Raw genomic sequence first — 10,527 nt, 5'->3', positions numbered from 1 at the left:
GTCCCGCCCGTCCAAAAAGGACGGGCGGGACGCCCATCCCACAATAACAATTAAAATTGTAAGTTATTTAATTCGCGCTCCAAATGAGCGTTTCACGGAGTGATAATCGCTTTGGGCTACATACATATTTGGCCACTCATCTACTTATTTAGGAATAGGTTTTTCCCGAAATTGTGCGTGGGATATCAACATATAATACTTATAATGACTAATCACAATTTAGTAAAAAAGTCAATACAGTTTCATCAATTCCCTTTAGTTTCAAAGGCTTATATTTAACAATGCGATTTTCCTCCACATAATCTGCAACCGCCGCCGAAATTAGCACCGTGTTTGGTTCCGTCACCTCTTGCAAGCGGGCGGCAATATTCACGCTCGGCCCGATCGCAGTATAATCCGATCGATCGGGGCCGCCAAACATCCCCACCACCGCAGTACCCTGGTGAATTCCGCAGCGAAACCGCACCGGAGGGACGCCATTTTCCCCAACAATTCCCTGCTCCAACCAGCCCTTGTTAAGCTCCTTGAGAGCTCCCAGCATTTGCCCCGCAGCAGCCACAGCGCGGCGTACTTGCTCATTAGGCGTTAATTCCTCCGGCGCGCCAAAGAAAGCCATTACCGCATCTCCAACAAACTTGTCCACCGTACCGCCACTGTCAAAAATAGCCTTAGTCATTGCCGCCAAATATTCATTTAACAGCTCAGCTACCCGGCGCGATCGCAGCGTATTTGCCATTTGAGTAAAACCGACAATATCGCTAAACAAAATAGTAATCAATCGCGGTTCCGGGCGCAAATCCAAGGCCAAATCTCCAGCCGCTGCGGCCTTCACCATCGCCGGCGGCAAAAATCGGCGCAGCACCGACTCAGTTAAATAACTGTTCAACTGCTGCACTCGCCGCTCGTTTTGTTTGAGGGCGATCAAATTCCGCACTTCCGCCAACAATTCTCGATCGTTAAAAGGCTTGGACAAATAAGCATCCGCACCCCGTTCTACTCCTTCAATTCGAGTATCTTCGTCGGCTTTAGCAGTCAGCAAAATTGCCGGAGTTCCCTGCAATTCCTCATCTTCTCGAATCATCTTAATCAAATCCAAGCCCGAAATCAAAGGCATCATCAAATCCGTTATAATTAAATTAGGGCGACGTTTTTTAGCCACGGCAAATCCTTCTTCTCCGTTGCGGGCGAGCAAAACTGCAAAGCCGGCATCTCGGAGAATTGCTGACACATAAAAGCGCAAATCTGGATTGTCGTCCACCACCAAAACCGTTCCCACTGCTGTTTCCGATCGGACAGGTTGGAGCGACTCAAAGTTATGATTTTCAGCCTCATTTTCTGATAAATCCGCCTCCACATCGGCCAGTTCCACCGCAGCTTTCGATGAGTGAAACTCCGCAGGTATTTCTAGTACCTGTTCCGGGGGCAAGTGCGTCGAACCAAAGTGCAGCCAAACGGTAAAAGTAGTACCTTCGCCGTAAACTGACTCAACTGAAATTTGACCGCCGTGGAGTTCGACTAATTCTTTGACAAGTGCCAAACCTAAACCGCTGCCTTCGTAGGAACGACTAGCTGAACCTTCGGCTTGGTGAAATCGCTCGAATAAATAGGGAATTTGTTCGGTGCGAATGCCGATACCCGTGTCTTTTACTTGCAACAAACAGTGAGCGCCGGCAGATTCAACTTTCAGGGTGATAGTTCCGCCTTCTGGGGTGAATTTAACAGCATTTGATAGCAGGTTGTAAATAACTTTGTCAAATCTTTCCAAGTCCAAATAAAGTAAAGGACATTCTTGCAGTTGGGTAATTAAGTGCAGTCCTTTTTTCTCGCAGTAGGCGCGGAACGACTCTGCGGTAGAGTAACAGAAACCGACCAAATCGCAGGGGCGAAAACTCGGCTGCATCCGTCCGGCATCTAGCCGCTGCAAGTCCAGCAGTTGATTTACCAAGCGCAGGAGGCGGCGGGAATTACGCAAAGCGATTACGGCTTGTTCGTAGGGTAAGTCTTCTTTACGCCTGCAAGCTGATTCCAGAGGGCCGATAGTTAGAGTTAGAGGCGTGCGGAACTCGTGGGAGATATTTTGGAAAAATTCGGTTTTGAGCCGATCGGCTTCCAGAAGCCGTTCTGCCTGCTGTCTGGTAGTCTGGTAGAGGCGCGACTGCTGCACGGCTAGAGCAGCTTGAGTTGCGACTATTTGGGCCAGGTCAATATCTGAGATGTTCCAGCGGCGGATGCTGTGATTTTGGCGCAGCGAAATGCTGCCGATGATTTTGCCTTCTGAGAGCAAGGGAACGACTAACAGGGCGCGGGCTGGCGATCGAACTTGCAGTTCTGTAACATTTAATTCGGGGTGTTCGTCGAGGTCTTCGATCGCCACCGGCTCTTTTGATACCATAACTTGCAACAACAGCGGATTGCCCCGAATCGGCACCAAAGACTGTGGCAAAGAAGGATGGGCAAAAACCCAGGCGCGAGTGTTAGCAGCAGCATCACCAGAATCCGTCTCGTAGCCCAGAGGGTTCGCAACTAGCTCTGGATTATCAAGAAAACCCTGTTCTACAGCCACGGTATCCCTATCTGTGTCGTATAGCCCCACGCATTGGACGTATTCATCATCTTCTGTCCACAGAGATAGGGCGCAGCCGTCAACTTGCAAAGCTTGGCCGAGTTGTTGAGTAATGGCTGCAAAAATATTTTGGGGATCGAGACTCGATCGAATTGCCGTAGTAATAGTATTGACTAAGGCCTCGCGCTTGGCCAGCGCCCGCACCTGTTCGTAAGCCCGGGCTTGAGAAAGCGCCAAAGCCGCTTGGTCTGCCACCGTAATTACCAACTGTACCTCGTGGTCTTGCCACTGGCGCGGTTCCTCAAACTGATGCAGCGCCAAGACTGCCATCAGTTCGATTTTGTAAAATAGCGGTACGATCAAGCTGGATCGAATATTCGCAGCTTCGTAAGCCTGCTTTCGCTGTGGATTATCCCAGTTTAAAACTCGATCGTCAGTTTGGGCATCTTGAATCACCTCCACATCCAGAGTTTCCCAAACCAAATCCGGCAGCAAATCCGGGGAGAGTTCGGCAGCAGAAGCATCACCGGGCGTGACTTCCTCATCGCCCCCCACACCTTTAGTTTCTGCCTTCTGGTAAACGAACCACTCATCGGCCACCCGGCCGTCTTGGAACGGCCGCAGCAGACAGCAACTCACCTCAAACATCTGCCCGACAGTTTCCACAATTCTTTGCAGCATTTGCTGGTAATTGGGAGCCGATCGGATAGTATTGGTAACGGCATAAAGCAGCGATTCTTGGCTCAAAGCACGGCGCAGTTCATTGGTGCGCGTTTTCAGAAGATTGTGAGTCTCAACAGCTTGACTAACAAGATTGATCAGCTCTTGAGCATCCCAAGGCTTGGTAACGTATTTGAATACTTTGCCAGCGTTAATAGCTTCTACTAAATCTTCAACATCCGTATAGCCAGTTAAAATAATCCGGATCACGTCGGGGTATTGAGCCGCCGTCAGGCTGAGAAACTCCGTACCGCTCATTTTTGGCATTCGCTGGTCAGAGATAATCACTGCTACTTCTCCCTCTTTTGCCAAAATTTCGAGAGCAGCGGGGCCAGATTCGGCTCTGAGCACTTTATAGTCTCGATGGAAGGTGCGGTAAAGCAAGTCGAGGTTATCCGGTTCGTCATCGACTATCAGAATTTTTAGCTTAGGATTTTCTTGGGAATTCATGCACCGTTCTCCTGTGCCCCGGGGCTGTTCGATTTAATAAGTCTGATTAAAGGAAGAATTCGCCGATTTAAATTGCTGAAGTCATACCATTTTCGATTTTCTATCTTCGATTTTCGATTGCGAATGACTCCTGACATAAGGATTGGGAGTTTGCCTAGGTCGCCATTATTTTGGGAAAATGGTATCACAATAATTCGTGAATATGAATTTGTTGTAAGTATGCCGAGGCAAGCATCAACCTTGATTTTTGATGTCTGGGTTTTCAATTCGGAATTCTTCTGAGCCACAGTTATCTGTCGTGCACCCCAATTTTATTATTCAATGATATTCACATAAACTCGTCTCCAGATAAATTTCTTTCACCCCTTACCTTGAGGCAGCCGGAGATCAAACACAAATCTGGCTATTTTAACTGCCGTCTGGATATCTCAGAATACAGAGGAATAACCGTCTTGATTGTGAGTTGATTAGCCAAATTTATGTTTGCTCCTGCCTCCTGGGAATATTTTATTTGGTATGTGAAAGCTGCCTGCAGCAAAATACTATAGACAACCAACATCTTCGCCTGTGTTTTTTCCCACAAGTAATAGCAACTTTAACAGTCAGCCAAGGATAGCGACCACCATCGGGCCCTGAACCCCTGACTGATATTCGGGGGTGGCCCACAGACCACAGAGGTGTCTGTGGGAGTGACGCAATTGCTGTACCATTTTAGTTAGACTTGCACTTTTTTCCCCGATATCGGCATTTTTTGTGCGTCCTGCAGGCCAACGCCCAAGCTAATTACTGCGGCGAAACACCGCAAGTTTGAGCATCCATCTGTTAATCTTAGCTAGGGATGTACTCTGTGGAAACCGATCGGTCGATTTTAGATTTTAGATTTTAGATTTTAGATTTACTCCACAGATGAATCGGGGAGCTTGAACTAGGGTCTAAAATTTTGATCTCTCCACGACGAGTGTCGGTGGCTTGTATCTGTTTTTGGGCAGGGTCAATCAGCTCGATCGAGGTTTTGAAGGTCTCGCGCGCAGCAGAGTATCGAACCGACGGGGAAAACCCCTGCAGACTGTTTCCAGGCATCCAAATTTAAATTGGACGTTGGAAAAGTACCAAGTAGCTCAACAGGTAAGGCCGGTTCGATTGGGGACGGGCGATGGATAGCCCAGAACTGCTGAAAGCTGGGGTGCCAGGCCGGGGGGCGGCGGGGAACATCCGACGCGCCAGCGATCCCAGTGTTAGTATGGTCAGTCGTTGAGTTTTTCAACTACCGCTTGACGGATAAATTATATTCGATCGGGTATTTCAATAAGCAGAGAGCGGTAGGATTTCGGGAACCTGACGTTAAAACCTTTGTGATTGTTTTTAATACCTTGCCCGCTAAGCTGTCGCGCATTTAATTTGTAAGCTACCGTTTACTTAAACTCTTGTGAGGCCGGCCGAAAGCCAGGGATCGAGCTTCAATTTAAAGGCAAAATAGCTGAGCCATAAATCTAGTATTAGGGGATGAGTTTTATTTTTTCATAACTAGAGTATTAAATGCTAAAAATTTTCCATTTACCTCAAATGCTACTTAAAGTCCATCGCCAAAAAATGTAATTTAATCTGGCTAATAAACTATGCCTATAAGTTACGTTATAAGAGCAGTATAACATCAGTGAATTTTCTAAGAGGGTAGCTTAGAAACCCGCGTAAAAAAAATTAATATAGTGGCCTGGCATTGTGAATCCTTCATTTTTTTCCTCACCATCTCACCAACAACAAACTCCCGGACTTTCTGGTTTTTCGATCCGAGTCGCTGCGCCCAACGACTTAACGCAGCTAGCGGATATTTTAGCCATGAGCTTTCACTCTCGCGAGGGGTTTGTAGAATGGGTGTATCCAGTGTTGCGTTTGGGCATTTACGAAGATTTAAAAAATCGACTGCGTTCTAAAGCAGAACATTACATTTGTCTGGTTGCTGAGCTAGTCTCGCGCGAGGAGGGAACGCAGAATTATCGATCGCACCGAGCTCAGCGCATAACAGGAACAGTAGAAATGGCTTTACGTTCTCGCTTTCCTTGGCAAATCCCTAATTCCGACTATCCTTATTTGTCGAATTTAGCCGTTCACCCGGAGTACCGGCGGCAAGGGGTTGCTCAACAATTGCTCAGCAACTGCGAGGAGACAGCCAAAGAATGGGGATTTTCTGAGATTTACCTCCACGTTTTGGAAAATAATCACCCGGCGCGACAGTTGTACTATCAAGCCGGCTATCGCTTGCAACAGGTGGATTGGAATTGGACTGGTTGGCTGTTGGGCCAGCCGCGCCGCCTGTTTTTACGCAAGCAGATTCCGCTATCCTAAGCTAAGTATTTGAATTGATTATGGAGAATTGGAGCTTCGCCAAGAAAAAGGAAAAAATAGCTATCCGTGTATCTTTTACTTCCAAATTGTGAATCAATGGAATGGCAATGGGGAATTAGTGATAAATTTTAGTTGGCTCTTAAGCCCGATCGCGCAACACAATAAAATTAGGAATGAGAATTAAATAACTTCCACTCTTGAAAGTGGGATGGGCCTAAGAGCCCGTCCTTTTTGGACGGGCTCTTAGGCCCATCCCACAACAGTCATGAAAAGTGGATTTTATTTAATTCTCATCCCTTATCGGCCTGTATCAGCGGTAAAAAAAGAGAATTTCTTCACCGCAGATGACAATAGATTCACGCCGATAAAAATAAGAGATTTATGAATAATCCCCAGGCTAACCGATTTGATGTTATACCAAATCAGGCTTGAATACACATTTATTTTTTAGCATTTTAGAGAGGGACAAAAGGCAACTGTAAGAGCGATGTCAAGGGCCGATCGCTACAAAGTTTCTAACCCGGATTGAGTATTGTGAGGAACGCCACAGAAGTTCTAATCTGCTGTGGCGTTTTGTTCGCCAGAACAGGAGACTTTCGCCGCCAATTCTAGAGCTCAGAGAGATTTGGTAGGAAATCCGAGGAGCCGATCGCCCCGTTAACCCCAACCAGATTTGCTAGAACCCGATCGGTTCCTGCTACTTGCAGCAACGTACCGTTCGGAGTGGCGCTAAATTGCAACTGCTGGAAACTCAGGCCGTCGGTCAAAACCAACTTATCGACGCCTACCTCGAAGTTAATGACAGTATCAATGCCGCCATCAGCACTCAACACATATCGATCGCTCCCCATACCTCCAATTAAAGTATCCTCGCCCAAGTCGCCAAACAGCCAGTCATCTCCAGATCCCCCATTGAGAATGTCGTTATCTTTACCACCAATCAGAGTATCGCTGCCAGCATCTCCGTTGATAGTATCTTGGCCTTCATTACCGTAGAGCAAGTCATCGCCGTCACCGCCGTTGACGCAGTCTTGCTGGCCGTTTGCCCGCACCGAGACACCCCGGTTATCAGCACGATCGCCATAGATAGTATCGTTGCCCTCGCCACCGCAGAGTTCATCGCTGCCGTCACCGCCGTAAATCGAGTCGTCACCCCGATCTCCGTGTATGAGGTCGTTAGCTTTACCGCCGTAAATCAAATCGTTGTCTTCACCGCCACTGATGGTATCGTCACCCTCATCGCCGAACAGCACATCAGCACCGAGGCCACCAAAGAGCAAGTCTTGGCCGCCAGCATCTTGAGCTCGACTTCGAGCACCACCGTACATGGTGTCGTCGCCACTGTCACCAACCAGCGTATCAGAGCCAAGTTCGCCCCAAATCAGGTCATGATCTTTGCCACCCCAAACACAATCATTGCCTTTACCTGCTTGCACCGTATCATTACCATGGCCGCCGCCGATGATGTCATTGCCACTGCCACCAAAGAGCAAGTCTTGTTCCCCGATATCCCCGATGGACTGGGAACTGCCACTGTCACCGAGCAAAGTATCGGCTCCTTCGCCACCGTAGAGAGTATCGGAGCCTAATTGACCGTAGATCAGGTCATTGCCTTTACCTCCGTAAGCGCGATCGTTATCTTTGCCTGCAACCAGCGTATCGTCGTCTTGTTGGCCGTGGAGGAAGTCGTCACCGAAGCCTCCGTAAAGCAAGTCGCGTCCCTGGGAGTCGCTGGCCCTTTGGTCGCGGATTCCCCCAAACAAGCTGTCGGAGCCGATGCCACCAAACAACGTATCGGAGCCGAGTTCGCCCCAAATCAGGTCATTTTCTTTACCTCCAAGGGCAATATCGTCACCTTTGCCGGTATGGATGGTATCGTCGCCCTCGTTGCCGTTAATGAGGTCTGCACCCTCGCCTCCGAAGATCAAATCGCGAGCATCGTCAGGACTCTGGGAGTTGTTCTCCCCGGTGTCTCCGAGAATCGTATCGGCACCTCGATCTCCAAACAGAGTGTCCGAGCCTAAGTCGCCGGCAATCCAGTCGTTTTGTTTGCCTGCAAATACGATATCGTTGCCCTCGTCTCCGTAAACAATATCGGTGTCAATGCCCCCAAAAATCGTGTCATTGTCTTCGTTTCCGTAAATTTCGTCCGCGCCGTCTTCACCTAAAAGCAGGTCATTACCTTCAAAACCGACAATTTTTTGGTTGCCTTTGGTGTCTACGATCAAGTCATCGCCGTCGGTTCCTTTGGTGGTTTGTCCCTCGGAAAATTGTGAAATAGGCCCGACAAATCCAACTGCAGGTGGTTGCGGCGGGGGCGCAAAGTTAATTCCCGGTTTTTCAATAATGGGCTGACACAAACAGTCGGTATCTGTTTCCCCGATCGGATTTGAGACGATCGGCGTGGGGGGCGTTGGTGTGGGAGTGGGCCCATCCGCCCCCAAGATAGCGACAAAAGTAGCGGGAGCGGGACTGATGGCACCGCTGTTGTCTGTGGCGCTATAGGTGAAAGTGGCTCCTGTAAAGTTGCCTGTGGCTTGCAAAAATAGTTGCTGTAACTGTTCTGGCGTCAGGACTTGACCTAGTGTGACGGGTACACCCCCGTTGGCTGGATCTCCTAAAAACAGGACTGCTTGGTCTGGTGAGGGCAGGCTGTTGATGGTGTAAGAGACGATCGACCCGTCGGGGTCACTTCCTCCCAATCCTGTGACTAACTGGCTGCTGTTGGGCGCGAGGCGGGAGTTGGCATTGTTGGCTAAGGGCGGTTGGTTGTCAGTTGGAAGTATGGCCGCGACAGTAGCGACAGCGGGACTGGATGCGCCGCTGTTGTCTGTGGCGCTATAGGTGAAAGTGGCTCCTGTAAAGTTGCCTGTGGCTTGCAAAAATAGTTGCTGTAACTGTTCTGGCGTCAGGACTTGACCGGGTGTGACTGGTACGCCCCCGTTGGCTGGATCTCCTAAAAACAGGACTGCTTGGTCTGCAGGAGGCAGGCTGTTGATGGTGTAAGAGACGATCGACCCGTCGGGGTCACTTCCTCCCAATCCTGTGACTAACTGGCTGCTGTTGGGGCCGAGGCGGGAGTTGGCATTGTTGGCAACTGGCGGTTGGTTGTCAGTTGGAGTTGGAGTTGTGGGAGTTGTGGGAGTTGGCACTATCAGTCCATCCACAGTAGCCGTAGCAGGGGGACTGATAGCACCCCTGTTGTCTGTGGCGCTGTAGGTGAAATTGGTTCCTGTAAAGTTGCCCGTTGTGAAGAAAAACAGTTGCTGCAACTGTTGAGGAGTCAGGACTTGGCCTGGTGTCACTGGTACGCCGCCCAAAGCTGGATCTCCTAAAAATAGGACTGCTTGGTCTGCTGGGGGCAGGCTGTTGATGGTGTAAGAGACGATCGACCCGTCGGGGTCACTTCCTCCCAATCCTGTGACTAACCTGCTGCTGTTGGGCCCAAGGCGGGAGTTGGTATTGTTGGCCAATGGCGGTTGGTTGTCAGTTGGAGTTGGAGTTGGAGTTGTTGGAGTCGGTGTGGGATTTGTTGGAGTTGGAGTCGGTGTGGGATTGGGGGAAACCGGCCGCAAGATAGCCGCGACAGTAGCGACAGCGGGACTGGTGGCGCCCCTGTTGTCTGTGGCGCTGTAGGTGAAATTTGCTCCTGTAAAGTTGCCTGTTGTGGAGAAAAATAGTTGCTGTAACTGTGCTGGAGTCAGGACTTGACCGGGTGTCACTGGTACGCCACCGTTGGCTGGATCTCCTAAAAACAGGACTGCTTGGTCTGGTGAGGGCAGGCTGTTGATGGTGTAAGAGGCGATCGACCCGTCGGGGTCACTTCCTCCCAATCCTGTGACTAACTGGCTGCTGTTGGGCGCGAGGCGGGAGTTGGCATTGTTGGCTAAGGGCGGTTGGTTGTCAGTTGGAAGTATGGCCGCGACAGTAGCGGTAGCGGGACTGGTTGCGCCACTGTTGTCTGTGGCGCTGTAGGTGAAATTTGCTCCTGTAAAGTTGCCCGTGGCTTGGAAAAATAGTTGCTGCAACTGTGCTGGCGTCAGGACTTGGCCGGGTGTCACTGGTACGCCACCGTTGGCGGGATCTCCTAAAAACAGGACTGCTTGGTCTGCTGGGGGCAGGCTGTTGATGGTGTAAGAGGCGATCGACCCGTCGGGGTCACTTCCTCCCAATCCTGTGACTAACTGGCTGCTGTTGGGCGCGAGGCGGGAGTTGGCATTGTTGGCTAAGGGCGGTTGGTTGTTAGTTGGAGTTGGAGTCGGTGTGGGAGTTTGCCCATCCGGCCGCAAGATAGCCGCGACAGTAGCGACAGCGGGACTGGTGGCGCCCCTGTTGTCTGTGGCGCTGTAGGTGAAATTTGCTCCTGTAAAGTTGCCTGTTGTGGAGAAAAATAGTTGCTGTAACTGTGCTGGAGTCAGGACTTGACCGGGTGTCACTGGTACGCCACCGTT

The 10,527-nt window shown here is 49.9% G+C and carries 3 protein-coding genes; 1 reads left to right on the top strand and 2 read right to left on the bottom strand.

From position 1 onward, the window contains the following. Positions 1 to 208: 208 nt before the first annotated feature. Positions 209 to 3,733, bottom strand: coding sequence for a response regulator (locus QUB39_RS29860; RefSeq protein WP_333052933.1), 3,525 nt, complete (start codon positions 3,731 to 3,733; stop codon positions 209 to 211). A 1,719-nt stretch (positions 3,734 to 5,452) separates the two neighbouring features. Between QUB39_RS29860 and QUB39_RS29855 the strand changes: the two genes are divergently transcribed. Beyond that, a complete protein-coding gene (locus tag QUB39_RS29855) occupies positions 5,453 to 6,076 on the top strand; it encodes a GNAT family N-acetyltransferase (protein WP_333485228.1) in 624 nt (207 codons plus the stop codon). A 608-nt stretch (positions 6,077 to 6,684) separates the two neighbouring features. Here the strand turns inward: QUB39_RS29855 and QUB39_RS29850 are convergent. Beyond that, on the bottom strand, positions 6,685 to 10,527 hold a 3,843-nt coding region (locus tag QUB39_RS29850; RefSeq protein ID WP_445299489.1), incomplete at its 5' end, for an Ig-like domain-containing protein.

This window comes from Microcoleus sp. AT8-B5, assembly GCF_036705565.1.
Taxonomy (GTDB): domain Bacteria; phylum Cyanobacteriota; class Cyanobacteriia; order Cyanobacteriales; family Microcoleaceae; genus Microcoleus.
Note: the sequence above shows the minus strand (reverse complement) of the source record. Positions and strands in the feature narration are given on the sequence as shown.